General features: G+C 57.9%; 25 protein-coding genes and 5 pseudogenes. 15 read left to right on the top strand and 15 right to left on the bottom strand.

The features are described 5' to 3' along the window. Positions 1-133 precede the first annotated feature (133 nt). The 8 genes from GGD65_RS37735 to GGD65_RS37700 all read left to right on the top strand — a co-directional run bounded on the left by GGD65_RS37735 (position 134) and on the right by GGD65_RS37700 (position 5,971). Positions 134-670, top strand: coding sequence for a hypothetical protein (locus tag GGD65_RS37735; protein ID WP_183238481.1), 537 nt, complete (start codon positions 134-136; stop codon positions 668-670). Positions 671-941: 271 nt separating this feature from the next. Then, on the top strand, positions 942-1,457 hold the full coding sequence (locus GGD65_RS37730) for a hypothetical protein (RefSeq protein WP_183238480.1): 516 nt from the start codon (positions 942-944) through the stop codon (positions 1,455-1,457). Then, positions 1,448-1,645 (top strand): hypothetical protein, encoded by a 198-nt coding sequence (locus GGD65_RS37725; RefSeq protein ID WP_183238479.1) that lies wholly within the window; start codon positions 1,448-1,450, stop codon positions 1,643-1,645. Before GGD65_RS37730 ends, GGD65_RS37725 begins: the two co-directional genes overlap by 10 nt. Before the next feature lie 164 nt (positions 1,646-1,809). Beyond that, positions 1,810-1,968, top strand: a complete 159-nt coding sequence (locus tag GGD65_RS37720) for a hypothetical protein (RefSeq protein ID WP_183238478.1) — start codon at positions 1,810-1,812, stop codon at positions 1,966-1,968. A 200-nt stretch (positions 1,969-2,168) separates the two neighbouring features. Beyond that, the gene (locus GGD65_RS37715; RefSeq protein ID WP_183238477.1) at positions 2,169-3,095 is read left to right on the top strand and encodes a hypothetical protein; all 927 of its coding nucleotides are present in this window, start codon (positions 2,169-2,171) and stop codon (positions 3,093-3,095) included. 28 nt (positions 3,096-3,123) lie between these two features. Continuing rightward, positions 3,124-3,621, top strand: a complete 498-nt coding sequence (locus GGD65_RS37710; protein WP_183238476.1) for a hypothetical protein — start codon at positions 3,124-3,126, stop codon at positions 3,619-3,621. Positions 3,622-3,623: 2 nt separating this feature from the next. Next, positions 3,624-4,397 (top strand): metallophosphoesterase, encoded by a 774-nt coding sequence (locus GGD65_RS37705; protein WP_183238475.1) that lies wholly within the window; start codon positions 3,624-3,626, stop codon positions 4,395-4,397. After that, positions 4,394-5,971, top strand: coding sequence for an AAA family ATPase (locus GGD65_RS37700; protein ID WP_312017769.1), 1,578 nt, complete (start codon positions 4,394-4,396; stop codon positions 5,969-5,971). The genes GGD65_RS37705 and GGD65_RS37700 overlap by 4 nt, the downstream gene beginning before the upstream one ends. Before the next feature lie 588 nt (positions 5,972-6,559). Here the strand turns inward: GGD65_RS37700 and GGD65_RS37695 are convergent. The 5 genes and pseudogenes from GGD65_RS37695 to GGD65_RS37680 form a co-directional block, all read right to left on the bottom strand. Further along, positions 6,560-6,895, bottom strand: a pseudogene (locus tag GGD65_RS37695) (ATP-binding protein); the annotation flags it as partial. 114 nt (positions 6,896-7,009) lie between these two features. Then, entirely contained in the window at positions 7,010-7,384 is a 375-nt protein-coding gene (locus GGD65_RS37690) for a hypothetical protein (protein WP_183238474.1), read from the bottom strand. Positions 7,385-7,753: 369 nt separating this feature from the next. Continuing rightward, positions 7,754-7,951, bottom strand: a pseudogene (locus GGD65_RS41060) (hypothetical protein); the annotation flags it as partial. 196 nt (positions 7,952-8,147) lie between these two features. Continuing rightward, a complete protein-coding gene (locus GGD65_RS37685) occupies positions 8,148-9,938 on the bottom strand; it encodes an adenylate/guanylate cyclase domain-containing protein (protein WP_183238473.1) in 1,791 nt (596 codons plus the stop codon). A gap of 381 nt (positions 9,939-10,319) precedes the next feature. Beyond that, entirely contained in the window at positions 10,320-11,192 is an 873-nt protein-coding gene (locus GGD65_RS37680) for a hypothetical protein (RefSeq protein ID WP_183238472.1), read from the bottom strand. Positions 11,193-11,505: 313 nt separating this feature from the next. Here GGD65_RS37680 and GGD65_RS37675 point away from each other — a divergent pair, with 313 nt between their 5' ends. Continuing rightward, the gene (locus tag GGD65_RS37675; RefSeq protein ID WP_183238471.1) at positions 11,506-11,667 is read left to right on the top strand and encodes a hypothetical protein; all 162 of its coding nucleotides are present in this window, start codon (positions 11,506-11,508) and stop codon (positions 11,665-11,667) included. A 63-nt stretch (positions 11,668-11,730) separates the two neighbouring features. On the opposite strand, the gene GGD65_RS37670 is transcribed toward GGD65_RS37675, so the two are convergent. Then, on the bottom strand, positions 11,731-12,018 hold the full coding sequence (locus GGD65_RS37670; RefSeq protein ID WP_183238470.1) for a hypothetical protein: 288 nt from the start codon (positions 12,016-12,018) through the stop codon (positions 11,731-11,733). Positions 12,019-12,740: 722 nt separating this feature from the next. Next, positions 12,741-12,980 (bottom strand): PilZ domain-containing protein, encoded by a 240-nt coding sequence (locus GGD65_RS37665; protein WP_183238469.1) that lies wholly within the window; start codon positions 12,978-12,980, stop codon positions 12,741-12,743. A gap of 271 nt (positions 12,981-13,251) precedes the next feature. Here GGD65_RS37665 and GGD65_RS37660 point away from each other — a divergent pair, with 271 nt between their 5' ends. The 3 genes from GGD65_RS37660 (at position 13,252) to GGD65_RS37650 (ending at position 15,799) form a co-directional block, all read left to right on the top strand. Beyond that, on the top strand, positions 13,252-13,401 hold the full coding sequence (locus GGD65_RS37660) for a hypothetical protein (protein ID WP_183238468.1): 150 nt from the start codon (positions 13,252-13,254) through the stop codon (positions 13,399-13,401). A 713-nt stretch (positions 13,402-14,114) separates the two neighbouring features. Continuing rightward, on the top strand, positions 14,115-14,681 hold the full coding sequence (locus tag GGD65_RS37655; protein WP_246783550.1) for a DUF4347 domain-containing protein: 567 nt from the start codon (positions 14,115-14,117) through the stop codon (positions 14,679-14,681). A 419-nt stretch (positions 14,682-15,100) separates the two neighbouring features. After that, positions 15,101-15,799, top strand: coding sequence for a hypothetical protein (locus GGD65_RS37650; protein WP_246783544.1), 699 nt, complete (start codon positions 15,101-15,103; stop codon positions 15,797-15,799). A gap of 315 nt (positions 15,800-16,114) precedes the next feature. Here GGD65_RS37650 and GGD65_RS37645 read toward each other — a convergent pair whose 3' ends face one another. The 3 genes from GGD65_RS37645 to GGD65_RS37635 all read right to left on the bottom strand — a co-directional run bounded on the left by GGD65_RS37645 (position 16,115) and on the right by GGD65_RS37635 (position 18,705). Continuing rightward, positions 16,115-16,306, bottom strand: coding sequence for a hypothetical protein (locus GGD65_RS37645; protein WP_183238466.1), 192 nt, complete (start codon positions 16,304-16,306; stop codon positions 16,115-16,117). Positions 16,307-16,744: 438 nt separating this feature from the next. Continuing rightward, complete coding sequence (locus GGD65_RS37640) at positions 16,745-18,112, bottom strand: transposase (RefSeq protein ID WP_183238465.1); 1,368 nt, start codon at positions 18,110-18,112, stop codon at positions 16,745-16,747. 173 nt (positions 18,113-18,285) lie between these two features. Then, entirely contained in the window at positions 18,286-18,705 is a 420-nt protein-coding gene (locus GGD65_RS37635; protein WP_183238464.1) for a hypothetical protein, read from the bottom strand. Positions 18,706-19,350: 645 nt separating this feature from the next. On the opposite strand from GGD65_RS37635, the gene GGD65_RS37630 reads away from it, so the two are divergent. Beyond that, a complete protein-coding gene (locus GGD65_RS37630; RefSeq protein ID WP_183238463.1) occupies positions 19,351-20,013 on the top strand; it encodes a phytochelatin synthase family protein in 663 nt (220 codons plus the stop codon). 241 nt (positions 20,014-20,254) lie between these two features. Here the strand turns inward: GGD65_RS37630 and GGD65_RS37625 are convergent, their stop codons facing one another. The 3 genes and pseudogenes from GGD65_RS37625 to GGD65_RS37615 all read right to left on the bottom strand — a co-directional run bounded on the left by GGD65_RS37625 (position 20,255) and on the right by GGD65_RS37615 (position 23,002). Then, the gene (locus GGD65_RS37625) at positions 20,255-20,719 is read right to left on the bottom strand and encodes a DUF6789 family protein (protein WP_312017768.1); all 465 of its coding nucleotides are present in this window, start codon (positions 20,717-20,719) and stop codon (positions 20,255-20,257) included. Between the two features lie 79 nt (positions 20,720-20,798). Then, positions 20,799-21,458: pseudogene (locus GGD65_RS37620) on the bottom strand (DUF6064 family protein). A gap of 365 nt (positions 21,459-21,823) precedes the next feature. Next, entirely contained in the window at positions 21,824-23,002 is a 1,179-nt protein-coding gene (locus tag GGD65_RS37615; protein ID WP_183238462.1) for a hypothetical protein, read from the bottom strand. Between the two features lie 494 nt (positions 23,003-23,496). On the opposite strand from GGD65_RS37615, the gene GGD65_RS37610 reads away from it, so the two are divergent. Then, positions 23,497-24,120 (top strand): FAD/NAD(P)-binding protein, encoded by a 624-nt coding sequence (locus GGD65_RS37610; protein WP_183238461.1) that lies wholly within the window; start codon positions 23,497-23,499, stop codon positions 24,118-24,120. Beyond that, positions 24,110-24,847: an ABC transporter substrate binding protein gene (locus tag GGD65_RS41290; protein ID WP_183238460.1), complete on the top strand. Its 738-nt coding sequence runs from the start codon at positions 24,110-24,112 to the stop codon at positions 24,845-24,847. The genes GGD65_RS37610 and GGD65_RS41290 overlap by 11 nt, the downstream gene beginning before the upstream one ends. On the opposite strand, the pseudogene GGD65_RS37600 reads toward GGD65_RS41290, so the two are convergent. Further along, positions 24,840-24,980, bottom strand: a pseudogene (locus tag GGD65_RS37600) (SOS response-associated peptidase); the annotation flags it as partial. The gene GGD65_RS41290 and the pseudogene GGD65_RS37600 sit on opposite strands and share 8 nt — an antisense overlap. A gap of 528 nt (positions 24,981-25,508) precedes the next feature. Beyond that, positions 25,509-25,797 (bottom strand): annotated as a pseudogene (locus tag GGD65_RS37595) (hypothetical protein); the annotation flags it as partial.

Raw genomic sequence — 25,797 nt, 5'->3', positions numbered from 1 at the left:
GGCGGCAGGCGACATCGTAAGATGCCTGGAGAAGCTCGACTGCACGCCTCTCAATGAGGAAGCCGAAGATATTCTCTCGACGCTCGGATCCTGAAGCGCAACGCCCATGATGAATCATATCAAAGGAAATCTCATGCCGACCCCGCAGTTCTTTTTCGCCCAGCCTCAGTTTCGCGCGTCCGTCTCCGACCGCTCGCTTGCGCTCGCCAGTCATTACTATTGCTTCGAGGTCTTCGCGACCGCTGAGGATCGCGATGCTTGCTGCGGGCCCACGGCACACCCCAACGTCAAGTACGTGCGGGCGACGACGGAAGACATCGTACAGAACGACATGACGATCGATGATGTTGGGTGCGGGGTCCCCCACGATCACCCGCATTTCGAGCTGATTATGGCGCCCTTGTTCGACGCTGCGATCGCCAGGCTCTTCCGCTCGATGCCGAGAGCGCCGAAGAGATCGGGCCCGCTCGGTTCTGTCGAATTGTTCATCGCCCGGACACGCTATACGGTTTTCGCGGAAGCCAAGAAGGACTGGGTCACATTCCCGATCGAGGCCATGACGGTCTTCGAAGAGGCCGATCAAAGCGTGACGGACCGGACCCTGGAGTGGCTGCAGGGCCGTCTCGCCATCTCGACGTCCTCCTCGCTGCTCAACGCGCGTCCCAGTTAGGCTCATTAGGAATCCTCGCGCCTGGTGTGCGCTACTTGGCGCGTACTGGAGCAAACGATCAGCAACGCTGCGCCAAAGGCGCGATACACCCGAAAGTAGCCTTTTTCCAACCAGGAGACAAAAGACGATGCCCCGCAAACTGCTGCCCTTCTTGCGCGACGTAACGTACCACGGCATGAATCTGCAGACCCCCCTGTCCCGACATGAGACGCCGCGCGAGCGTGAGGATTAAAGGGTCTATTATGTGGCGGTTGGCGCAGATGCAGAGGACATGAAGCAGCACCTCGAATCGCAACGTGCCTCCGCTCTGGCAGCGTCGCTGGATTTGCGATCCGGAAGACCCCTTTGCGATGAAGCTCATCGTGTTTCCTACCGGAGCGTTGCCGAGAACGCGATCGCGATGTTCGCCGCCATGGGCGTGCCGTCCGTTGAAGTCTCGGTCGACGACCTTCCGCTCCTGCTCGAAGATTGCAATCAGATGATCATCGCGGAGGCCGACGAGCTGGTGCTCTGGGTGCTCGATATGCGGCTGGGGCTCATCCACAAATCGCTGCGCCGGGAACGCGACGACGAGATAACCAAATCCCTGCAGGACCCTCAGTCCGCGCGCGAGGCATGCTGGTTGCCGAATGCGCGCGACAAACTCTACGGCGGCAACGTGGTCAACAAGGTCAGCGAACTGCCTTGGTCGGTCCGAGTGACCGAATGGGACATCCTGCCCGCCAGGGCAGTGCACAAGGATGGCAACGCCATCTATTCGAAGGCGAGTGGCGTTTCATGCCGCTGACCGACGTCTGGCGCCGCTACGGCAATTCGCGGCTGACCCCGTATTCTAACCTTGCCGGCAATTGGCGCCTCGATCTGTTGCGCGCCAACCGTCCCAAGCCCCAAAGGACCGCATTTCAGATGGATAACGACGACTGCGCCTCAATTCTCGAACACTACGACGACGAGCGCCCCGCGAATTCGTTCTAACACCAACCGTTCGTTAACTAACGAACTTGAAGAATTTTCGCCGCGCCTTTGACACGCGTCGAATCGGACAATACCTCAGTGAGACCGCGAAATTCGCGCGGCCGCCGCCCAGTACTCGTAATACCGAGCGACGGCCTAACCACGTTGATCCGTAGGAGATCCCCATGGCTAAGCCCATCTATAACGCCGATTCGGCGTCCTTTCTTCCTTTCTTCTTGTCAGTGCCCCGCCCCGACGCGATGCAGCCGTCTCGCTCGCACGCTTGGGAGTTCCGCTTTCTGGCGGACTTCATAGCTGCGTTCAGCACCTCGAACATCGGCTAGGCCTCCCGATCGCGAGGTTCGATTCATTGCGTCGCCGTTGCGGCGCAGTGACGATCGCGACGACGCTTTGCTCCCCGATCTGGTCCGCCGTGGCGGATCCGACGGGTCCGGATTGCTCGCTTTCCGACTGACGGAACTGGCAGTTCAGCGCCGATGTGATCTCGACCTCGCGATCCCTGACAGAAAAGGGATTTCGAACAATGTCTTCCAATTCCAATCACCTCCCCTGCGCGTCCAAGATCATCCGTGTCGGCGATGAAATCGCCGGACCGCGGTGTATTTACAACAATGCGAGCCGCATCGCCGTCACCGCATTCCCCATGCGCGAGCTCGCCAACGTCGTGTTTCCGGCCGGGCCCGCGGTCTACGTGCTCCAGAATCACGATTCGGTCTATCTGGGCGAGACTCTCAGCGCTGAGACGCGTCTCATTAAGCACCTGCTGGATCCTGCCAAGTCATTCGCACGCGAGGCGCTGGTCGTGACCGCCTGGCCCGATCCCTGGCCGAACAAGCTTCCCGTGCTCTTTCTGCAGCACCGCCTTTTTGAAGTCGCCCAAGCGGCGGGCCTGATGAACGTCGTCAACAAGCAGACCCCCACTCTTCCGGTCGTGCCCGAGGACGAGCGGGGCACGCTGGAACGCTACTTCCGGGATGCCCGCCAGGCGATATTCGACGCAGGCTGCCGGACCTTTGATTCGGCCTTCGAGAGCCAGTACCGCACCATTTTGTCGGCGACGGACAACGAGGAAGATCTGATGGGCGCCGAGGGTGCGATGCAGATCGATGTCCCTTTGCATCCACCGGCCGGCGGCGAGTACGAGTTGCGCTATTGCGGCCTCTGGGCGCGCGGGTGGCCGGAAGCTGACGGCAGCTTCGTTGTCATGCCAGGCGCGGAATTCCGGAGCGCAATCAACGCGAGCGCCCACAAAATTGTGACCACGCGGCGCAAAGAGCTCAAGCGTGTTGGAGCCCTTGAGGAGATTCCGGGGTCCGGTCGAGAGCGCCTTCTCGTCGGGGTCCGCTTCGCGTCTTCCTCAATTGCCGGCAAGGTCGTCACCGGTGCCCACGTTCCCAGTAGCGTCTGGGTGCCGCGGCCGCACGCGCAGCCGATTTTGGTCATGATGTAAGGGAGAGCCGAACATGACCTCCTCGAACATGCCGCCGAAGACGCCTCGGACGCGCCGCAAGTCGACCCACAATCCGCCTGCGGTGCCTCATCGCCCGCCAGATGGGCACCCGATTTCGTGGTGGCGCATCATTCCGCCTCGCTTCCTCGGCGAGCCCGAGCGCTTGTATCTCAACAACTCGCTGACCGCGCTCGCGGTCTTTGGTGCCGACCAGAACCTTACCGCGGCGCTCGCGGGTGACGCCGCGGCCGCCATCGCGGCGGCACTTTCCCTGGCTCCGGTCCGCGAGCTCAGTTTGAAGGTCGATATTGCGATGACGGCCTTGATGTCCATCGCGCTTCACGGCGATCCCGCTGCGGTCCTCGTGCTGGCGCATATCCTGGGACGTGGAGGATGGGGCAATGCTAGCGCCGAAGACCTCGGCCTTGCCTGGCTCGACCGCCACACGTCATGTCCGATGAGCCGCGAGCAGTTCGCGGCTTACCAAGTTGCCCTTTCCGAACCTTTCTGCCGTGATGAGGGGTAAGCATGCGACTCCAGATTTTCTCTGATCTGCATGCTGATGTGCTCCCGATCAAACCCATCACGATCGCGGACGATATCGATGCCGTCGTGGTCGCCGGCGACACGAGCGAAGGCGCATCGCGCGCCTTCGCCCGGTTGCGCCAGATCGTTCCTATCACCATTCCCATCGTGATGGTGATGGGAAATCATGAGTATTATCGTCGCTTCCTTCCGGTCGAGTTGAAGGAAGCGCGCATGCTCGCGCCGGATTTCAATATTCATCTCTTGGAGGACAGCGAGATTACCCTTGGTGGCGTCCGCTTCTTGGGCGCAACGCTTTGGACTGATTATCGCATGTTCGGCAATGCCCTGCAGATCCCAGTGATGCAGACTTGCGGCAGCGACATGAACGATCACCGCCGCATTGGCTATCAAAAGTCGCCGTGGCGACGTTTTCGCCCGCAGGAGGCCGAGCTGCTGCATCATCGCTCGCGCTCGTTCATTGAGGAGGCCTTGAATTCGCCGTCTAACGGCGCGACGACCGTCGTCGTAACGCATCACGCGGTACACTTGAAGTCCGCGGATCCGGCCTATCGCGACGACTGGCTAACTGCCGCCTACGTTTCCGATCTGTCCCAGCTTATCGAGACGGCTCAGCCGAGCCTGTGGGTGCATGGCCACGTGCACAAATCGTTCAATTATCACGTTGGACAGACCCGTATTGTCTGCAACGCCCACGGTTACGGAGACGAAAACCCCGCCTTCAACGGCGCCTTGGTTGTCGAGGTAGGCTCGTGACAGGAGACAGCGATCGAGGCCACACGCCTGAAATGCTTGCCGACGCACGCGAGACCATCGCGACGGGCGCCGCGGCGAATTCGGCTGACGATCAGCGATACAGTCACCTTCCAAGAATTCTGCGCTATGCGATGCTAGTCAGCGATGACGCCGATCATCTTGAAAAACGCCTCGCCGCGGAGGTCGCCGACGCCTGCCCTGAACTCGCCGAGAATATCGAGTGGGCGGCGAACTTCGATCCATCCATCGGCCTTCAACTAGCCGCCGAGCTCGACCGACGCGCGGTCAACCAGGACGAGCCGCACCTGCGCAGTCTCGCCGACTGTGCCCGAATGATCTGTATGCCTCTGCCGCTAGATGGCGCGCACTACGACAACTACCGCCGGGTCGGGCGATCGTTGCTGCAGGCTTTCCGCCTTGCGAATCTTGAGCCCGACGACGAGGTAGCCCTCACCCTTGAGGCGTTCGTCGCCGGCTGGGCCGCCCTGCCCGTCTATAACGATCTGATCTGGCGGCAGAACCGCGCGGTAGTAAACGCACCGGCCGTCGGCGCTCGTCTGGCCGAGCGCCGGATCGGAGCAGCCGAGCATAAGGCGTGGCAGCAATCGCGGGAGATCGAACGAGCGAGGGACGACGCAGCAAAGGAGGAGCCGGCCGATCTGACGAACAACACCACTGCTCTGGCCACGTCCATGAGCAGCGGGCCGAGTGCTGTGATCGCGCGTATGAACAACGCAGAGCTCACTCGGGAAGAAACCGAGGAAACGATCGGATTCGTCAGGCACGCCATCAATGCTGCGCTCCCTCTGATCGAAGTGCCGCGACTGGGGGATGTCCGTAGCACCCTGCTGTTTGAATTCCCTTATGCTGGCAATGCCATTGATCTGGCGCTGGCCGATTTGGTCGGGCGGCAGACTGTCAAGCTGCCCCCGCTGCTGCTCGTCGGAGCCCCAGGCAGCGGCAAGTCGCGCTTTGCGCGGCGGCTCGGCGAAACCCTCGTCGGCACGCGGGCGATCTGGCGCACCGATGCCAGCCGGGCGGATGGCGCGACATTCGGGGGTACCGATCGCCGCTGGCATTCGACCGAGCCTTGCCATCCCTTCCTTTCCATCGCGCGCAGCTCTGCTGCCAACCCGATCGTGATTGTCGACGAAATCGAGAAGGCTGGCACGCGTCGTGACTACGGACGACTCTGGGACGTCTTGCTCGGGTTTCTGGAGCCTGAAACGTCAGCGCGCTATCCCGACCCGGCGCTGCAAACCGACCTCGATCTGTCGCATGTCTCTTATATATCGACGGCCAACACGATTGATCCGCTTCCTCCTCCAATTCTTGATCGCTTCCGCATTGTGCGTTTTCCTACGCCGACGTGCGCCGATCTGGATGGCCTCTTGCCCGCAATTATTGCCGATATCGCCAGGGAGCGCGGGGTTGATGCGAGGTGGGTGGCGCTGCCTGACGGAAGTGAACGAGAGGCTTTACGCAATCACTGGCCTGGCGGCTCAGTCAGAACGCTTCGGAGAATGGTGGAGACCCTGCTGCGCGAGAGAGATGCCACCGCCCCCCTGAATTAGTTTGATGTTGTGACAACCTGTAGCTCTCGCATCGAGACAACAAATGCAACGCGAACATCGCATCGTTCAGGGCGCGCTACGCTAAATGCATTGGAAGAGCGATCGATACCTGCGGCGCCGCACATCTGACGGCGGAGCACGCAAGAGCGCGGGCTACCCGCGTTTACATCTATCCACACACCGGCCTCTTACCCTTTCCAGACCATGGCGCCCTCAGATTCGTAGTCTGATTAGAACCGTTGAAATTGCTGGGATTTGTTACCGTAAGACATGAACCCAACCCGCAAAGTCGAGCAATTCCAGCCTAATCAAATGCAGCAAAGTTACCGCGAATCGGACGCCATCAAAGGGTCAAGTGGCAGAGAGGGAGGGATTTTAGTATGGCGGAGAGGGAGGGATTCCCGCTAAGGTTGCACAATTTTCTTTTTAAATCAGAGACCTGCGATAATCTCACCCCCGAGTGCCTTGTGGCGCGGCCGCGAATGCAGTTTTCTTGAGGGCACGTTTGCTAAGAACGAGATAGTGTGTCAATCGGCTTGCAAATTTGGCTCTGACTCACTTTTGATGCAGTTTGGGGGATGTCTGGTGTCAATCGGCTTGCAAATTTGACCCCTCATCGGCGTCCAATTTTGACCCCTTAGCGCAGCGATGTTTGGTGGTAGCGCTCGTCTCGTCGGAGCTGGTCGGGATAGCGGAGGCGAGACGAGCGCGGGTGGCGTGATCGTCGTCGCGGCTCTTGAACCGCCAGCTGTCGTTGCCGGTTTCGACAATGTCGCAGTGATGGGTCAACCGATCGAGCAGCGCGGTGGTCATCTTGGCGTCGCCGAACACGCTTGCCCATTCGCCGAAGGCAAGATTGGTGGTCATGATGACGGAGGCGCGCTCGTAGAGCCGGCTGACGAGGTGGAAGAGAAGCTGGCCGCCCCCGAATTTGGTTGCGGTCCAAGTTGTGATCTGACTTGCCCTGCGTCCCGAACGCAGTGAGCATTTTCTAAGTTGTCCTGAGGGATCGGGAGTTCGCCAACGATGTGCTTGTGTTCAAATTGAACGCGGTGCGCCTTTCGATTGTTCTCTGTCATCTGCAATCCACGATTTTAAATCAGTTGGTTCAAATAAACAGGTTGCCTCTCTGCGCGTCTCTGCAATCAGCAGATCGATCCGCGCCGACTGAGACAGTAGAGTCGTTCTGGTTGTCTCCTTCAGTCGGGTCTGTCCGACGATCAACTGGATGCAGCCATTCGCTAGTTCAAGAATGAAGATGGCCTGACGAGCGTCATCTATTGTCTGAATTTCGAAAGCTTGAACCTGCGCCAACCAAGCCACGACGTTCCTCAAAACATCGGGCAGTCCATAGCACGAGGGGCTTGCTGCAGTTTTTTTGTATGGCCGTCGAAATTCCAGCACTGACGACATCTGTCGCAAATCTCTCTGTAATGCGGTTCGCGTTGCCGTGCCGAAAGAACCAAAAAGCGATGATAGAAAAGCGAGTACAACGGGACACTCGGGCAAGCATTGCCGTTGCAAAGATGGCCGCGTCGACCTGCTGGTAAACTGTCCGTGTACAAAATTTAAGTCAAAGCAGTTGAAAAAGAGTTAGCAGGTTGCAAGCAACCGGTATTGTAGTACGCAAGTTGCGTCGGGAGCTTATCGAAATTCGGCGAACAATGGGTTTGCCAAATACCGGACTCGCGAGCTGATGCGCGGAGGCGACGCGGACGGTAGTGGCTGCAGATGTTCTAGACATTCCAGTAGGCGCATCAGGGCCGCCGACGGCGCTCCCTTAATCGTGCCCTCCTTCGCGACACGGAAGCTACGAACATAATATCCTTGTCGCTGAACGGCTGACCTAATTTCGTCGCTTACTTTGCGAATTCTTTTCCTGCTCTTACGCCAGCTATTTGCTGAGTAAGCGCCGGGTATCGCGGCTCCTGTGCCTAGAACGAGCAAGTCCCGCTTGCCATTGCGATAGACATCAAACACTTTGCGCCCCCGCTGTTCGTATGAAGTAAAATATGTTTCGGCCGTATCAATGGACGAGTTTAGTATCTGGAATGTCTGTGCGGGTTGTAAATCTGCACCGCCCGAGACTTTTGCGCCACCGCATTCCGGAGCTGGAACGAACTGATGCAAGTCCGGACCTCGTCAAACTGGGCGCACCTTGGCCTTGTCTATGATTTTAACCCTCTGGCACACCAGCCATGCGCATGCCTTGAACAGTGCGCTTGCCTGCGACGCGAAACATGGGATCATCGCTAAATGCATACTTCTTTATGCGACGGACAGTGAACGATGGGTCTAACGCAAGCCCTTCCTTCGCGGCAGCTCGTGCCTCATCCAGCCTTCCGATAAGTGCCAGTGCAGCGGCGAGCTGAAAATGCCCTATAGGATAGTTTGGGTTTGCTTTTAGACTTCGACGTAACCAGACGATAGCGTCGTCATCAGCTCCGAGTATAAATTTGCTGAACCCAATCCAAAACATCCATCGATGCGCGCCTTCATCGCGAGGCGACAAACGAAATGCCTCATTTATATCAGCTTCCGTTTCTGCGGCACGACCGAGATAGGTTTTTCCGACGCCAATAAAAGCATGGGCGTCGGCCAAGTTCGGATTTAACGCCAATGCGTGCTCACACTCAGCAATGCCTTGTGCGGCCCGGTTGGTCAATGATTGGAGGCAGCCCAAAAATGCGTGAGCGGGAGGGTAGTGCGGGGCCAAGGAGATCGCCTTAACCAACGCCTTTTCAGCCGCAACAAAATGCTCATCAATGTTGTCACTAAGCAAGAAGCCAGCGATTGATATATCAATAGAAGCGATACCCACCAGCGCTTCAACATGATCGGGATCGAGTTTTAGGGCACGCTCGAAAAAGCCTCGCGCTTGCACCAAATTGTCCAAAGTCCAGCGTTTGTTCCAACGAGCCATTCCTTGGAAATACAGGTCCAATGCGTTGGGATGCAACGAGCGCTCCGCGCGCTTCGCCTCGGCCGCAATAAGTTGGGCATTCAATGTATTGGCTAGCCGCGATACGATTTCATCCTGCATATCGAGGAGGTCGGCAAGAGGCTTGTCGAAGCGTTCGGCCCAAAGGTGGTTGCCGGTTTGTGCATCTACGAGCTGAACGTTCACCCGGAAGCGGTTGCCGCCACGCTGCACGGATCCTTCAAGCACGTATCGGACGTTCAGCTCGCGGCCGACCTGCCGGATGTCGATAGATTTGCCCTTGTATGAAAAGGCATTATTGCGGGCGACGACGAGTGAACCACGGATGCGTGACAAATCCGTGGTCAGGCTCTCGGTCACGCCATCTACGAAATAATCCTGACCGGGGTCGCTGCTGAGGTTCGCAAGCGGCAAAACAACAATCGAGAGATGAGGCGCTAAAATCGAGTTCGGTCCAGAACGCGCGCCAACGGTCGCCGTCGCTAATTCATGCGAGACGACAGCATAAGCGCGCACCGGGCGGTCGATATTCTTGAGGCTCAGCTCGCCCATATCAATAAAGCGCGCGCCGATTTTACCTTGAATATGTTCGTAAGCAGATGAGGAGATGCAGATGCCGCCTGGTTCTGCGATACTCTCAAGCCGCGCCGCGATGTTTACGCCGTCGCCAAAAATATCGTGCGGTTCAACGATGACATCGCCGACGTTGATGCCGACGCGGAGGGCAATCCGTTCGTCTTCGGTATCGGTCGATGTAAGCTCTCTGATGCGGTTCTGGAATTGCAAGGCGGATCGAACAGCTTCGACCGCACTTGGAAAGTCTGCCAAGAACCCGTCGCCGGTATTTTTAACGACGCGGCCTCCGTGTGCGGAGATCGCCGGCGTGACAGCGTTCGCAAGGACGGCGGACAATTTGGCGTGCGTAGTTTCCTCGTCATGGTGCATTAGTCGCGAATACCCAGCTACATCAGCGGCTAGTATAGCCGCCAACCTGCGCTCAAGCCTCGCGGGTAGTTCTTGTGCCATGACATCTAAATCCGACCGGCTAGGCACTGTACGACGGGTTTAGACATGATGCTATACCCGCACGCCGACAGGTGGCGGCGATCTAACCCCCGATCCCGGCGCCGTCCGGCGCTGATCAGGGCATGCCCCGTCTTCTGCGCAACGCACTGCTGGGGGCAATTGGATGATTTCGACAACAGACCCACCGGGTAGACCACGTTGCTTAGGTTTATCACGCCGATGAAAGTGATACCCGATGAGGGTGAGGTACCCCATGTTGAAGACTTGCTCCCCTTGAAGAGTGATCACGATGGCACGCGCCCATCCTGCGGCGCTGATGGTGCGGTGATCTTGTCCTGAACTTGGGACCCGGTTTCCGAGGGCAGCGTGAGCGCGCCGCACTCAATCCGGCAGCACAGGGGACGGGTTGGGTAGAGGCGCTGGCATGCCCCCAACTTGGTGTTGGATGGCCTCCTCTGGAAGCGGTATAGCCTTCAGCATCTGAACCATTGCGGTATGGATGCCGTTCATAAGCGCGATGGCATCGTCAGAATTCTGGAGGCTTTGATCTGGGTGCATCAGAGGGTTTCTGTGGAATTTGACTAGGTGCTCTAGAGCCGCCCTGACGTTTTCATTTCCGAAGTTGTTTTGCTTCATCTGATTGAGATAGTCCCCCATATTTCCGCGCACTGGCCGAGGTGCTCCGTCGGAGACAACATCCCAGTATTTTCTCAATACTGCTTCATTGGCTCTGTGCAGATGGAAGCCCGCCGCAGTATTCAGCTTAAAAGCGAGACACCTCGTACCCTCGCGCAAGTCATTTATCGCCTCCGGGACTTTGAACATGACCTCGGCGGGAAAGCAGTGGCTACCGGCTTCGATGAGCGTAGTGACATCGTAGCCGGCCTTTGGCATCACAACGTACAGCGGCATAAGAGCAAGCTCAGCTTGAAGCACCGACTCGAAAGTCGAGAGGCTGGTACTAAGGTGATAGCTATCTAGCCAATCGAGCGCTTCCCCATCGTTCTCGCCGGCTTTTGATTTGTCCTTGATTGTTCTGATTGCATGGAGCAGTTGCTGGCCAGCTGCGAGTGACGTTCGAATCCGGAAGATGCTTCGATACAGCAGTGGCTCAAGCGCCCCCTCTGCAATGAGCAATGGAAAAAAAGCTTCTCCATAGGTACTTGTTGCATCCGGACCGCCGGACCTAATCTGGCTAAGCGGACGGAGTTGGCCGCCAACCGAATAGAGATAGAAAGCATCGACGCGTTGCATTGAGATGATCCCCTCAAAGTCCACTACCGGAAGCTGCATCAATCTGACACTTCGGTTCGTGCTTTGATCAGAGATGCGGGACTTTTCCTCAGGAAAATTCGACTTAACCCGGTGAATCTAAGGGCCCCTGCGTGTCACCCCCTCGGAAATTTCGGCCGCACCTCCGTGCCGCGCCGGCCGCGCAGATTTGAACTGCATTGCTGCTATCAAGCTTAATCTCGATATAGAACTCCATCGGATTGCGTCGGTGTCCGTAAAGCAGGATCATTCCGAACGGGGGTACATGACGCGCTGTTGGAGGGAGAAGCCTGCCATGACACTGCAGGATGCGTTGGCGGTCTACTTATATTCTTGGATGAGGGACAAATCTCTCGACGATGATCACGAGCGGGCCGTTGATGCTGCGGTAAAAATTATCGAGCAAGAGGCGCAGAAGGTAGTGGCCGCGCATTCGCAAAGCGGCGGAGGGCAATAGCGCCGCGCCTATATAATTGATTGGGATGGGTCAAGCGGAGGATGAGCAATCCGCTCAGTCCGATCACCGCTCGAACCGTCCCGGCCTGTTGGCCACATTCATCCGCTCGAACGCTTTTGCGATCTGCTCCGGTCCATGCTCGCTTTTGAGCGCTTCCCACGCCGTCTCAAACTTCGACTTGGCTTGCTCGATATTCTCGGCATTGCCAAACGGTGCGCCTGGCATGGCAACGACGACGGTCCACAGCCAGAGTGCTGGCGACCGCTCGCGAGCAAGCCGGATGCGGCCGATCATCTGGCCGTCTTCAAACACAATGTAATCGTCAGGGTCGAGCGCGCGAAGGCGGAGCATGTCGTTTTCCAAGGGCTTAACAAAATTGACGGATCAAAGCCGATGGCGCCGTCCCCTTCCTATTGGGAAATTTCCCAGTGCGGCTCGCGACCGGGCGGCGATTGGGTAACGCTTGCTTAAGAGATCTCGACTAAAGACGTATAACGTCCGGCCTCGCACGCCCGGACATCCTTTCTGGGAAGCCTAGACCTCGGCGCCTGCTCCTCAACCCTGGCGCCGGGGTCTTTGCATTTGGATTGCCGCCACGCAGCTTGCCGTCCAGAACTGATCCTGCGCCCGCCGCATCCACGTCGCGCAGCAAAAAAACCGGCAGCCGCTCAAAGGACTGCGGGGTGAATGCGACGATGCTTGCGTGATCGAATCCACCGTTGCTTTGCCGGATTGTTCGCAGCGCGGCTATTCCGGTGGAGCGCGGTACGGGTTGATACGTAAGAGTTTGGGCGCAGGCCGTCTCAGCGATGGTGTGGCTTGTCCGGCGCGACTTCGCGCGCCTCTTTCTTCAGCCAGCAGCCTCCGGATCGTGCTTCGCTTCTCCTCGTCGGTCTCCTCTTCAAGGAGCTTGCGATAGCGGCGAATGTTTTCGTTTTGGATGTACCGCTCCATGCGGGCACCCTCCCACATGTGAGTGACGGGAGCCGGTATCATAGTCTGACGACACCGCCGGATCATGGCCGTACAACTACCGGTGTTCCCGTGGCGGAACTCTCATGCCTCGGAAAATGTCACTCGAACGCGACGCCAATCCGCTTTTCTTTGCGCCATACGACGTAGCAACGGCGCTTGAACTCGTCGCTGAGGATAAACAGCGTGAAGCGGTCGGGGATGTAGAACGGCGAGACGACTTCCAATTGCGCGCCCGTCTCTGACAGATTCCGCACAGTGCAGTCGATCCCACCACCGCCGGATTCTATCGTCCCGGCCTTAAATATGCGACGACGCTGGGCGGTCCTGTGTTCGTTCATGACGGGAGCTCGATCAGATTCCGGACCCTTGATCCACCTCAACCTTTCCCCTCCGCCTGTTGCGACCATCCGATCATGACCCCGTCGGATTACAGATCGCCACCCCCAGTCAACCCAACCCGGCCATAGCAGGATGTGAATTGAAAGAGGCCGCCAACCGAGTATGCTCCGGTATATTGGCTAGCTTGCAACTTTCCGGAGCTTGTCACAGCGGCTCTGTTCAGAAACACTCCCCGTTATTTTCAAAGCAATTTTTATACGGGAGGGCTTCATGCCCGAGATACTGGAAGTGATCCTGTGGTGCGCCGCGCTCGCGACATGGCTGATGATTTTCTTCGCGTTCATCACGGCAGGTCTGAAGCCGTTTACAAAGAGCATTCGGCGATTGGCTGCAGCGGTCTTCCGGGTCAAGCTAAGGTAAGCTTTCGCTGAGCTGCCGCGGCGCGCGGTCGAACTGATAGCCGAACGACGCCCTGTCGCGGTCGGCGAGGAAGCGTGGTCCGTTGATCCACCTCAATGGGTCCCCCGCCGGTCCGTTGCGACTTGTCACCCCATGGTCCGCCGCCCGGACCAACCTCCACGCCCACCGAAACCTGTGCCCGAGCCCAAGCCGTGGCAAATGAAGCAGGCGATGAAGAACCTTGAGGAGTACGCGGCCGATCTGCGAGAGCTGATCAGGAAGCTTAAGCGACGGCTGCTGCATTGATGGTAGGGCGGCGCCGGGCCGAGGCTGGTGCGTGGATGCCTATGGATGGAAAAATTTTTTGACGCATCGGATCGCGACACAACGGTGGATAGAGAAATGTTATCCCATTGACGTGCGATTCCCGACGCGCAGCCGCGCCTTTACCGACGCGAAAACGGCCAAGCTGTAGGCCGCGGGGCCGCCGGTGCGCCTTGAATCAGGGCGTGTACCCATAAATGTCGGCTCACCACCGTAAAGCGGAAGTCACCACCTTGAGCGTGATCGACTGCTTTTGACCCGTTCCGGACCTCGCATTCCGTTGGGTTAGCAAGCATGACATTCTTTGCTCGCGCGCTGTTTTCGCGATCGGTCCGGCTCTTGTCCCGCCGGCAGTATCGGAGCAAACTTCTTCCGATCACTGATCTGCTCTCTCCGAGATATGCGTGAAAATGGAGGAGGACGTCGTGACGAGTCCAACCAAATTGTACATATACGATAAGAGCAGCGATATAGACCGGAGCCAAGCCGCAGGTCGCTTCTCGGGCGACGGTAACGTCTTCACCATAGGAGTAGATAAGGGCATTCAGCAGTTGCTGGATGCCTTCAAACAGCTTGCAAAATCCCGAGCGAAATTCGACCGTGTGCTGTTCCAGACGCACGGGAGCCCCGGCACGATTTGGTTCGGTTCAGAAGCTCTCAACAAGAGCATTCTGAGGGATAAGTTTGTTGGCTTCGGGAGCCTCTTTCCCCATCCCACCAGGATATACTTTGATGGATGCAACGTTGCTTCAGGTGGTCCGGGCACCGACTTTTTGCTTTCCGCTGGTTACGTGTTCTTGACTTCACGCGGTGGAGATACGTTTGGCTGGACAACAATCGGACACGGACTGTGGGGACACATACCCCTCATCGGAGGTCACACCCTGCATTTTGGCGGAAGCAATACGTTCAAGCGCCTAAGATTCTGGGCAGGAGGGGAGGTAGATTTTCCAGATTCTTGGATCCCAGGAGGCTGACGATCTGCGGACAAAGGAATTCGCGGACTTCTCGTCAACTCGTCAACTTCCTGCGCTGCCGTTGGCGCCCTTTGAGGGAAAGCGAACGCCTCGGGGGACTGCGGAGTTTCAATAACCTCCGCAAAGCCCAAGAATGACAGCATTGGGCTTCCTTACCAATCGGTGTTGGCTGCCGCACCCTATCTATCGCCTGTCGCGCAAAATGGAACGTCAGCTCGCTGACCTTCCCGCTTAGGCTCGCCCGGTCCGCTTCCAAGGGCTGAGCGGAACGCCTCCCGGCGCCGCCGAGGGCAGCCTTTGACCCAAAGCGGAAGTTTAGGGCCGATTAGGTTTGCGCCCAGCTCTAACTTGACGAAAAAGCAGGCTCTGCGGTCAAGTGCGGACTTTCGAGAGACGTAGGCTTCGCGATGAAGGTTTCCATGACACGGCTCGCAACAATCGTTGCGTTCGCTCTTTTGCAGATTTATGCGACCGTTTCGGCTGGCGCTCCCTATTCTTTTTCTGACTACCCATCGCAGGACGGCCGTTGCGTCGGCGACCAGAGCGTAGGCGAAATTGACCGGTCCGAAAAGGCCTGTCTGGCGCAGGTTGGCGACTTGGCCCAACGCGTCGGCCATGGCTTGCAGTTGAAATTTAGGAATGGGAAGACAAGAATATATCTCGACGAGGAAGCGAAGTGTCAGTCCAACGACGCTGACGGCTGCATCGAGTACCAACTGACCGGATATTTTCCCGAACACGACCTCATGTTGATCGAGGTCGATTATTGGGAAGGTGCGAGTTGGCTTCTCGTAAGGGCCGACACGGGCGACGACACGGCAATCGTTGCACCCCCGCACTATTCGCCAGACAGACACTGGCTTGTATCGGTTGCTTCGTCTGTGGGCCCCGCTGGACCTCCCAACGGTATGGACGTCGTACCCAGCATACGCACTCCTTCTCTCAAGGAATGGCACTATCGCACCCCAGACGATGCGCAATGGCTCTATGAATTTGCTGGCTGGGAAGGAAACAGTCGCGTCAAACTTCTCGCGTCGTCATTGAGTGCGCCCGAACGCAAGGTCTCCAGCTCTATCGAGCGCCGTAACGGTGAATGGCGCCTGATCGAGCCACGATGAGGGGCGGCGCCGCTTCCGCTTCTGACCTGAAACGGACTTGGAGCCTTCCCTGTCCCCGGCGAAAAGTTGGACGTCATCGGTCCGGCTTGCAGATCACTTTTGCATTTGTTCAGTTTGCTCCCTGACCATCGAGAGGCAGAGCGGAGTGTCGCTGATGGCACGGACGCAATACTTTGCAGTTTGCACAACGCTCCTATCGAGCCGCGAAAGAGTGCTCAAGAAGGTCATAAAGGCGAACGGGAAATAGCAGCGGCAAACGATGAACAAAAAAACCCCGCCGAAGCGGGGTTGTTGATGCAGTGCAGCTGGTAAATGTTAGGCTTTAGCCATGCACTCTTTGACAAACGCCTTCTTCTTCGACAGATGAAGCCCCTGCGCAGAAGCCTCCTTCTTGCAAGCCTTCTGCCTCGTAAGCCAATCGGGGTTCTGTGCCGCACGCCCTGCAAGTGCAGGTGTGGCGACGGCTGCTGCCAGCACGGCGGCTGTGATAACGCCAATGTATTTCATAAAATCTCCAAAAGCGTGATGCATCAAGAACCATGTTAGTTTCCCTCCTCACGAAGGCAATGTCGAGGGCGCTCAAAATAGCATCAAAGCGGCTCGATTTCTGAGTAAGGACGGGGCAGTGTGGCGAAGAACCATGCAACGGCTCGCTGCCTTGCCGCCCTGGTTGCGGCAACCGCCGCGAAGGTACCAAAAGAGCAAGGTAGCAACGTCAGAAGCGGAGGTGCAGTCAGCCATATCCCGTGGTACGCGACCGTTCTTCGACATATTGATGCTCAAGAACACAGCGGCAACTGCAATAAGCTGGATAAAGTAGAGCTGAACCTATGTCTGCTTGTGTGTTGCAAAAGTCGGCTGTAACCGATGGGTGTCGTTCGGCCATTCGCTAGGGGCCGAGCGCTTTGACCCGCCGCCCCTGACGCTCTCAACGCAACTCCTACGCTACGCAATACACAGGGTCTGAGCAGGTGGTGGTCGCGCAGCCAGCGAAGCGAGGCGCCTCAGATTTTGAGCGATGGCAGCCAGAACAAACTCATCCTGGGCGCCTTGTGGACCACGAAGGCGAAGCCGACCAAACCTCAGGATGCGCTTCAAGTGCGCGAACCGCATCTCGACCTTCTTGCGCTCGCGGCGGGACCGCTCAAAGCCCTCGGTGCCAGCGAACGATCGGGCGACGTCTCGGGCATGCTCATGGATATCGCGCGGGATCTTGCGTGACGGCTCCTTTGGGCAGCACTGCGGCTTGAGGGGGCATACATCGCAGTCGAGCTTGCTTGCACGATATAGAAGCGTCTTTCCCTCGTGCACGGTGCCACTTGTTCCGAGCTGCTTTGCGCCCGGACAGTGGTAGACGTCGGCGGTCGGATCGTATCGAAAGTCGCTGCGCGAGAAGGTGCCATCATCTCGTTTCGATTTGTCGAGAACAGGAATATGCGGCGCGATGCCCTTCTCGACCAGCCAGTTCAGCATCGGAGCTGCCCCGTAAGCGGTATCCCCGACAAGCCTTTCCGGTTGGGTGCCGAAGCGCTCCTCTGTTCGCTCGATCATGGTCCTTGCTGCGCCGACCTCGGCCTGGCGAATGGCACGGGAGGCTTCGATATCGAGGATGACGCCGAACTTCACGTCGATGAGATAATTGTCGGAGTAAGCGAAGAATGCCGGCCCCTTGTGAGCGCCGGTCCACTGGGCCGCGGGGTCGGAGAGCGAAACGAACTTCGGAATAACATCGCTGGCAGCGCCCCACGCCGTATCGTCGAGGGTCTCTAGATACTCCTTCACCGCGCGGCTTGACCTCGCCGGATCACGATCCCTGCGCCAATCCTGACCCGCAATCGAGCGCTGCTTGTTAGCGTCGGCCGCAATCAGGCTCGCATCAACGGCAAAGCCTTCGCCACCAACCAGACCGGCCGCAATGCACGCCTCGACGACACGTTCAAATACGCGACGAAAAACATCCCCCGCGCGAAAACGCTCATTGCGGGCACGCGAGAACGCCGAATGATCCGGCACAGCATCCTCGATACCCAGTTTGCAGAACCAGCGATAGGCGAGGTTCACCTGCACTTCGCGACAGATCAGCCGCTCCGAGCGGATCGCGAAGACATACCCCACGATCAGCATCCGGATCATCAGCTCCGGATCGATCGACGGGCGCCCCGTGGACGAATAATGAGGAGCAAGTTCGCTGCGAAGCCAAGTCAGATCAAGAGCAGTGTCGATCCTCCGCACCAGATGATCTTCGGGGACCGCGTCGCTGAGATGAAACTCGTAGAACAGTTGACCTTGGTCACTCTTCAGACGGCCCATCATGGATCGACCTCGCCGAGAATCGCGTCAACCCAACGGAATCACCGTTCGAGGTCTTACTCAACCGACTTTTGCAACAAAATCGGCCCTCAGCGGACCATAGCAACATGGTGCGGCACGGCAGCTTTTGACCCAAAGCCGACTCGATTTCTGCGAAGGCACCAGCCTTGCCAACCTTAGTCTTTGCCGAGTTGACGGTTAGTCCAGCTGCCCTCGAAAAACATTTGGCTGGATATCTGTCTAAAGCGGCCTGCTATGAACCCGATGCGTCCGAGGGCACGCTGATCAAGCCCACCGCCACATGAATCCGGTTCAGCGTAGATTTCGACCATCTGTCCGTCCGAGGTGCCGCGGATTGATTGCAGCACCCGACCCCGAGCCACATGAAAGGGATGCATTCCCGGAATTTCCTGAATGTTCACCTCAATGATCTCGACTTTGGCGATGACCTCGCTCTTCTCGGCTGCCGATGGGATCGCGTCGAGCAGGATGCGATGTTCAAATTGAGGGCCGCGGCAAGCCACGGCCGGAAAGGTAGTAATCAACACCGCAAAAAGCGTGCTCGCGAGACCTGCCCGCAGGATTATAGCGGTCACCTCCACCTCTCCTTTGTTTGGCCGTGGGTTAGCTCACCCCGGGGGGCGTCGCTAATATTGCATCCTTTTTAGCGATCAATCTTCTTGATGCAGGTGGGCTCGCCGCTGGGGTGAGGTGTGCAATCCCAGTCCGGTCCAAAGCCCGCATTGGAGTTCCGCTGTGGCAGGAATGGGGAATAAATGACAACCGTCGCAATGATGGCGACTGCAATAACAGCTGACACGAGCATCCACACAATGCCCGCACGATCCGCACTCCAGTGGAACCGTCGAATGGATCGATGTCTCCTTGGGTTGGGATGCTTCACCGCCGTACCATCGCTGCATGCGAACTGCCAAAGAGCTTTCAACTATGGTGGTACAACTTAAGCGCTAATCGATCAAATCTCACGTCAAGCAGGCGCTCACGATTAACAGATCATTGCTGCCGACCTATACCGGCGGACGTCCGGAATTGGCCCTAAGGCGAAGATCGCGAATGCGCTCGGCATGTCAGTAATGGAGGCCAGACCGGGCGGACCGAGAAGGCGGGAAAAATCGACGCGATTGCCCTCAACGGACGTTTACTTGGGGTCTCTTCCCGCCAATCTGCTTAAGGATATAATCTGGCCAGCCTCCAGTCGGACTGCTGCTAGGTTCAGGCCCATGAAGCGGTGGCGCCCAGTCAGCATTATCTGCATGGTTGTCACTGCGGGCCTACTGGGTGCCGGGGCCCTTGTCGTTGGCCAGTCACGCGTACCGGCAGAAGCCATAGCGTCATCGGTAACACGTACACCGGAGGTTATGGAACGCGCGTGGCACCTCCCAGTGGCAGCCACGTTCCACAGGAACGTTAACTGGCAATCAAATAGCTCGCGTTGCGGACCTGCAGCTGTTGCGAATGCGTATAGGTCGCTCGGCGAGGCGGCAAGCACGGAGGGCAAGGTGCTGGCCGGCACCGGGCGGTGCTGGACAGGCTTATGCATCCTAGGTCTCACGCTTGACGAGCTGGCCGAGGTCGCGGGGACCAACACGAGCCGCAAAGTCACTGTCTTGCGTGATCTCAGCGAGGACCAGTTTCTGGAGCATCTGCGTCGCTCCAACGATCCAGGCCGACGCTACATCGTGAACTTCAATCGCGCGCAAATTTTTGGTGCTGGTGTTGGACATCATTCGCCCATTGGCGGCTATCTGGAAGCCGACGATCTAGTTTTCGTGCTCGATGTCAATTCCAGCTACCAGCCATGGCTAGTCGAGCGAAAACGGCTGTTCGCAGCTATAAATACGTACGATGGCGATAAGAAGCGCGGGCTGCTGCTGATCGAGTAATTGCAAATCTCTGCGGCCTGTCAGGTATAGACCTGAGCTGAAGAAGGCGAGCGAGGCGGTGGAGGCGATCGGATAAAACAGGGCTGCGAGCTGCTGCCTTGCGACGGGCCTGCTCGTGGCCCGATGCTGCCAAATGCTGCTCCGATGGTCGGCTGCCGAGTGCAAATCGGAATCGGTTTGCAGGCCCTTAGACCGCCGGTTTTGACCCCAAACGGACATGCGCTGCTCACATTCAAACAAGTCAGGAATTGAGTGCGCTGTAAACCATGCCCAGCGTTACGCTGTAGGTTAGGAGCATTGCCAGCGAGAACAGTGCGGGTGAAATGCCAAGTCCAACCTGGAGTGCGAATAACCCAAGGCCGATCATAGGAAAGAACACCAGTCCCATAATCGCCCATCCGAGCACACCGCATATTATTCCTTTGATCGCATCGACGTTGCCTGGCAGCCACCGATAAAGATGTCCAAAGATGAAACTGACGAAGGTTGAGCCATTCAGGAATGAAAATAACCAAGGCACCACCGGATGGATTGCAGTGCCCGTTACATGGCTCAGTGTCGTCTGGAGACTTTCGTAGGGCTGGAATGACGGAAGCAGTTCAGCCCAAGATTTGAAACACATCAGCAGCGAATGCGTGATGCTTCCGCACAACCCTGCAACAACTGCCTTCCACATCCTATCGCCTGAAGGAATGATATCGGTCACCCGTTCTCAGGAGTGGCTTTCCAAATAACCGCGCGGTCGCTGCTCCTCGTCGATCATGGACGCAATTCGACTGAAGGCGTCAGGTTGGCCTCCTGGCTACTGGGCCTGCATGCCGGTCCCTGACGACGATGATCGGAACAGCAATGAGACCACTAACCAAAAGCAGCCAATCCTGTCGAACGTCGAGGAGGATAGCAGCGCTACCGCCGATGAGTGACCAGATGAAGGGGATCACTAGAAGCCAGTAAGAGAAGCGGCGGGTCGTCGTGAGTAACAGGCCGAAGGTGAAAATCGTGACGGGGCACGGCGCTACGCCGAACATCGGTAAGGCTGGCCAAGAATGCCCCGTCGCGATTCCGACCAGCGGTTAGACGAGAGACGCGTAGAGAATAAACCCCGCGCCGATCACCGCTCGAAAGCCGTAATTGATCGCGAAGCGAAGACCGTCGCGGACGAAGCCTGTGTAGAGTAGTGCCACGCCCTCTACCACGAACAAGGCGCCAAAGGCGAAGGCAGCCGTATTTACCGACGAGAAGAAGACGCCGTGATAGAGAACGCCGGTGGATAGCCACATCAATCCTAGGACGGCTGAGACTACGCGATCAGAGGCACGGCCCGGCCGAAGAACGGCGGCCACGGTTATGGCTCCAAGCACGTAAGCCACAATCTGCGCGGGCCAGATCGCCCTATTGTAGGTCACGAAGACGTTGAGGAACTGCTCAAGCGTGAAGGGAAGCATGGCGCGATCCTCGCCGATAGCCTCGGTAAGCGTAGAGAATTGCGCTGCGGCGGTGTTTGATGGGGATCAACGTCGCCCCTCAAGGTCCGCTCCTGGCCCAGAGGCGAAGCTCGGTTTGGCTCAGATAAGCTCTGCTGATCAGGGCACACTGGAAGTGCCGCGGCGCCATTCAAACCGGCGCTTTTGACCCAAAGCAGACCAAATCAGCAACGCTGCGCTTCTCGATGTATCTCCGTTGACCCGTCGGCGACCGTTAGGCTGCTCAAACCTGCTCCATGCCCGACGTGCAGCCTGCGGACCTAGGGCCGGCGCGAATACATCGGGCGCGGCCATCGCGCCGGCCACTAAGAACCAGACGATAAGAACTAGACGATGAAGTCCGTCGCATGCAGGTCCGCCGTTCGGACGCCCTGCAGCGTTATCGTATCGCTGGCCGTGAGGTGGATCACGGCATTACCCGAGCCATCGTCGCCGATCAGGCTCTTCAGCGCAGTCCAATTCGCAAAGCCGTAGTCCTGCACGTCGATCAGATCGTGCTCGGCCGCCGTGCTGCCGGCAATCTTGTTGCCTTGGTCGAAATCGTGGATCAGATCCTCGGCCGAACCCTTATCGAACACGAAGATGTCGCTGTTCGGTCCGCCCCACATCTCGTCATTACCGCCTTTGCCGTTCAGGATGTCCCGGCCGCCCGTTATCGAGCCAGGCGCGGCGGGACTGTAGTGCAGGGCGTCGCCCGCCACGTAGTCGCCGTACGACCCGCCCGTGAGGACGTCGTTACCGCCACGCGCGCTGCCGGACATGGAATAAGCATCGCCGATCATGGTGAAAGATTCGTAGTTGAAATGACCGCTGAGATCGACAACGGTGAGGGTGTCATTGCCGCCGCTTGCATCACCCGCGAGCTCACGCGCATCGCCGTACAGACCACCGCCTCCGTTCTGGGCGTTGCTTCCGATCATGAAAATGAGGTTGTCATTGCCGCCCTGCGCTTGATCGCTCATGCCGAGAGCATCGCCGTATAAAGCCGCTGAACCATCCTGGTTGGCCTGGAACGCGACCAGCGTGTCGTTGCCGCCGTGGACGTCGCCGGACATGGTGCCGCCGTCGCCAACCAGCGTGTTGGATGACCTGCCGCCGAACACGCCGATGACGGTGTCATTGCCGCCCTTTGCATGGTCAGACATGGCGCCCTCGGTGTCGCCATAAAGCGAAAAACCGTTCCGCAGCGAGTTCGTGCTGTCACCGGTCACCGTGTCGTTGCCGCCCTTGGCATGGCCGGACATTGATTGTGCGTCGCCGTCGACGATGACGGTGTTGAGCGAGCCTTCGATGTTGACCGTGAGTGTGTCGTTGCCGCCCCGCGAATTCTCTAGCAGGGTTGCGGTATCGCCCACGAGATTGACGAATGTCATACTCTCGACGTTGATCGTAATGGTGTCGTCGCCGCCATGCCCATAGGTCGGGAAATCAGGATCGCCGAACAGGGTTTCGAAACTGATTTCCGGGATGGTCAGCGTGATCGTGTCATTGGGCAAACGGCGCATAACAACTCCGATTCATGTTTGGCAGCGGACGGTAGAGAAACACGGCGATCGCGCTTCGGTATCCACACTACGTCGGGTTGATGACGGACATTTGCCCATAACAGGACTTGATTGCGGCGGGCACGCGTTCTCGGAAACCGTCGTCACTTTGACAATACTGATAATGTGTTTGCTGGCGGCGCCTGAGATTGCATCCCCAGACTGGTACGTTTAAGTTTGAAGCAATGTTGCATCTTATGGCGCGCGCATTTTTTTGCTGCCCGAGAAGCTGCCTGTCTGCATCCGTGGCTTTGACGTCGGCTTGCGGGTTGCGAACGGACGGAGCATGAATATAGCCGCGACGCCCGAATGTGACCCAAAGCGGACTTGAACGGCTCTTCCACAGCGGAAACCTGACCGGTACGATGCCTCTTGCTGGCTAGGGACCCACGTCAAGCGGAGGCAATTACTGGACCTGGCCACCAGCAGCGCGTGCGCAACAATCAGGAGGTGCCATGACGGCAGTCATCGTGATTGGCGGTGGTTTCACCGGAGCTGCGCTGGCGATTGCCCTATGCCGGCGTGCCCCCGTGCCCCTTGACATCGCCGTTATCGAACCGCGCGTCGAGTTTGGGCGCGGGGTGGCCTTTTCGGCCACCGATCACGACCACCGCATCAATGCGCCGGCCACGAGCCATTTCGTCGTGGGCGACGATGCGGAAGGGTTTGACCGCTGGTTGCGACAGACAGGCCGCGTCGAGCGCGACCCAGAGATGACTGTCGCCGACGGCAGTCTGTTCCCCCGACGAACCGAACTAGGCACGTACGTTCACCTCACGTTTGAACAACACGCCGCAAGAAGTCCCTCCGGTTCGCTTCTTCGGCACATCCACTCACGTGCCACGACCCTCGCGTGGAAGGGAGAGCAATTTCACGTAAGTCTGGAGAACGGCGAAACGTTGATCGGCGATCTAGCCATCATCACGACCAGTAACGAAAAGCCGCGCCCGCAAGCGCCATTCGCGATGCCCCTGACCACTACAATTCCAATATTAGTTAGCAGCGGTGATCCAGTCGCCGGTGGTCTTGTGACGAAACCTGGCCAGACCCGATGGAAATGTCACTGGAGTGAGTGTTGATGCAGGATTGGGAGTATACGACAAGCGTCTGCAATTCCTTAGCGAGACGGCGCGAAACCTACGCAAAGTGCGGCTGCTCCTTCCTGCATCTACGATGCTGTTTTGGGAAACGGGTCTCGCACCGCTCCGAGAAGCCACTGGCCGGGTTGGTATTCGGATTGCCGCTGCATTGCTCAGCGAGAGGCTCGACCGAGCAGCGTATGAGCGGGTGTTCGATGAAATGGAAGCAGACCGCCTTGACGGTCTTATGGTTTCGCATCACGGCGAGCACCTTACAAGCCGCCAACTAATCGCTGATCTCGCAGCCAAACACCGTCTGCCTGCGATCTATCCTCATCGCGAATTCGTCGATGTCGGCGGTCTGCTGAGCTACGGCAGTGACCTTGGGGACGCCATGCGTCGTCTTGCCGATATGACAGATCAAGTCATGAAAGGCGCAAAACCGGCTGACATCCCATTTTACCTGCAAACCAAGTTCGAGCTGGTGCTCAATCGAACAACGGCAAAATCGCTTAGCCCTCGAAGCGTCGCTGCCATACAAGCCGGATCCTGCGGCCGCTTCTCCGGCGGCATCGGCGGTAGGTCGGGATCGGCCGCATTCGGGGGCGGAGCACCCCAAGAAGGCGGACTTCGATCGAGAAGGCGCCTAAGCCCGTCGACGGCCTCGCCGCGCCGTTCGAGCTCCTCTAACCAAATAGAACGCAGCCTATGTTTCGGGTTGAATTAACGTTGCGGATGTTGGTCGTGCCGCCATCGGGCTCCATCCGCAGCAATTGCTTGAAATCGACCTCCTTGCCCTTGGCTTGCAGCTTTTCGGCACGCTTCTTCGTCGCGTCCATGAGCGCTTTCGATGACGACGGATGCTGCCGCGCAATTGAGGACCGCCAGACGCTTGGGCTCGACCTGTCTAAGCAACTCCAGCAACTTACCGACCGGTGATCGAATAGATCGGACAAGAGCCCTTCCCCAAAGAAGAGACGTGGTAAGGCCGCCTCAGCTGCCCCCCCTTGATCTATCTCAAGCGGCGCATAGCGCCACGCCAGATCGTCGGGCCATGGCCGCGCCCGATAAACAGACTGAGGGCAAGGAAGCCAAGCCGTCACGGCTGGACGACGCACGTCGCCTTATTGAGGAGTACGTAGAAGACCTCCGTGAGATCATTCGGAAACTCCGTCGCAAGATGAATTAAGTCCGCCTCAGTTGGCGGCCTCTTTCATTTCAGCTTACCTTGACTTCCGCTGTTGGCCCGTGGCTGACTTCCCCATCGTTGCCTCGCACGGTCCGCTTCCAGGGGCTGAGCGGAACGCCCTCGCGGAGCTGCCGAAGGCAGCCTTTGACCCGAAGCGGACATCTACGTTGGAATCGTCGGTGCTAGGGAAGAATAGTTGCTAGCCGTTCACCTTGTAGTCGGCGATGGCCCCTTGGCCCTCTGACGAAATCAGCCAGTCAATGAAGATTTGTCGTGGATCCTTTTTGATGCGGTCGTGCACGCAACAATTCATGATCGCAATCATCGATATCATCGCCATAATTTCAGCGAGCAAGCACTGCCACGAGGTGCCCGTCACTTGGCCGGTCAATGGCCCTTCGTCATATTTTTCCGCGAAAGACGAGCCATGAGACTCGTCGGCTTCGGAGGAAGACATGAACACCACATGGGCCGTCCTTGCGGGGACC

It is taken from the genome of Bradyrhizobium sp. CIR18 (assembly GCF_014198295.1).
Taxonomy (GTDB): Bacteria; Pseudomonadota; Alphaproteobacteria; order Rhizobiales; family Xanthobacteraceae; genus Bradyrhizobium.
This window is presented reverse-complemented; position numbering and strand designations above follow the sequence as displayed.

Excerpts from the sequence above, each read along its gene's own strand:
- GGD65_RS37715 (WP_183238477.1), top strand. The coding sequence starts at position 2,169 with ATGTCTTCCAATTCCAATCACCTCCCCTGCGCGTCCAAGATCATCCGT.
- GGD65_RS37720 (WP_183238478.1), top strand. The coding sequence starts at position 1,810 with ATGGCTAAGCCCATCTATAACGCCGATTCGGCGTCCTTTCTTCCTTTC.
- GGD65_RS37675 (WP_183238471.1), top strand. The coding sequence starts at position 11,506 with ATGACACTGCAGGATGCGTTGGCGGTCTACTTATATTCTTGGATGAGG.
- GGD65_RS37615 (WP_183238462.1), bottom strand. The coding sequence starts at position 23,002 with ATGCGCCGTTTGCCCAATGACACGATCACGCTGACCATCCCGGAAATC.
- GGD65_RS37660 (WP_183238468.1), top strand. The coding sequence starts at position 13,252 with ATGCCCGAGATACTGGAAGTGATCCTGTGGTGCGCCGCGCTCGCGACA.
- GGD65_RS37670 (WP_183238470.1), bottom strand. The coding sequence starts at position 12,018 with ATGCTCCGCCTTCGCGCGCTCGACCCTGACGATTACATTGTGTTTGAA.
- GGD65_RS37690 (WP_183238474.1), bottom strand. The coding sequence starts at position 7,384 with ATGTCGTCAGTGCTGGAATTTCGACGGCCATACAAAAAAACTGCAGCA.
- GGD65_RS37705 (WP_183238475.1), top strand. The coding sequence starts at position 3,624 with ATGCGACTCCAGATTTTCTCTGATCTGCATGCTGATGTGCTCCCGATC.
- GGD65_RS37655 (WP_246783550.1), top strand. The coding sequence starts at position 14,115 with ATGGAGGAGGACGTCGTGACGAGTCCAACCAAATTGTACATATACGAT.
- GGD65_RS37710 (WP_183238476.1), top strand. The coding sequence starts at position 3,124 with ATGCCGCCGAAGACGCCTCGGACGCGCCGCAAGTCGACCCACAATCCG.
- GGD65_RS37730 (WP_183238480.1), top strand. The coding sequence starts at position 942 with ATGAAGCAGCACCTCGAATCGCAACGTGCCTCCGCTCTGGCAGCGTCG.
- GGD65_RS37725 (WP_183238479.1), top strand. The coding sequence starts at position 1,448 with ATGCCGCTGACCGACGTCTGGCGCCGCTACGGCAATTCGCGGCTGACC.
- GGD65_RS37665 (WP_183238469.1), bottom strand. The coding sequence starts at position 12,980 with ATGAACGAACACAGGACCGCCCAGCGTCGTCGCATATTTAAGGCCGGG.
- GGD65_RS37685 (WP_183238473.1), bottom strand. The coding sequence starts at position 9,938 with ATGGCACAAGAACTACCCGCGAGGCTTGAGCGCAGGTTGGCGGCTATA.
- GGD65_RS37650 (WP_246783544.1), top strand. The coding sequence starts at position 15,101 with ATGACACGGCTCGCAACAATCGTTGCGTTCGCTCTTTTGCAGATTTAT.
- GGD65_RS37645 (WP_183238466.1), bottom strand. The coding sequence starts at position 16,306 with ATGAAATACATTGGCGTTATCACAGCCGCCGTGCTGGCAGCAGCCGTC.
- GGD65_RS37735 (WP_183238481.1), top strand. The coding sequence starts at position 134 with ATGCCGACCCCGCAGTTCTTTTTCGCCCAGCCTCAGTTTCGCGCGTCC.
- GGD65_RS37610 (WP_183238461.1), top strand. The coding sequence starts at position 23,497 with ATGACGGCAGTCATCGTGATTGGCGGTGGTTTCACCGGAGCTGCGCTG.
- GGD65_RS37680 (WP_183238472.1), bottom strand. The coding sequence starts at position 11,192 with ATGCAACGCGTCGATGCTTTCTATCTCTATTCGGTTGGCGGCCAACTC.
- GGD65_RS37630 (WP_183238463.1), top strand. The coding sequence starts at position 19,351 with ATGAAGCGGTGGCGCCCAGTCAGCATTATCTGCATGGTTGTCACTGCG.
- GGD65_RS37640 (WP_183238465.1), bottom strand. The coding sequence starts at position 18,112 with ATGATGGGCCGTCTGAAGAGTGACCAAGGTCAACTGTTCTACGAGTTT.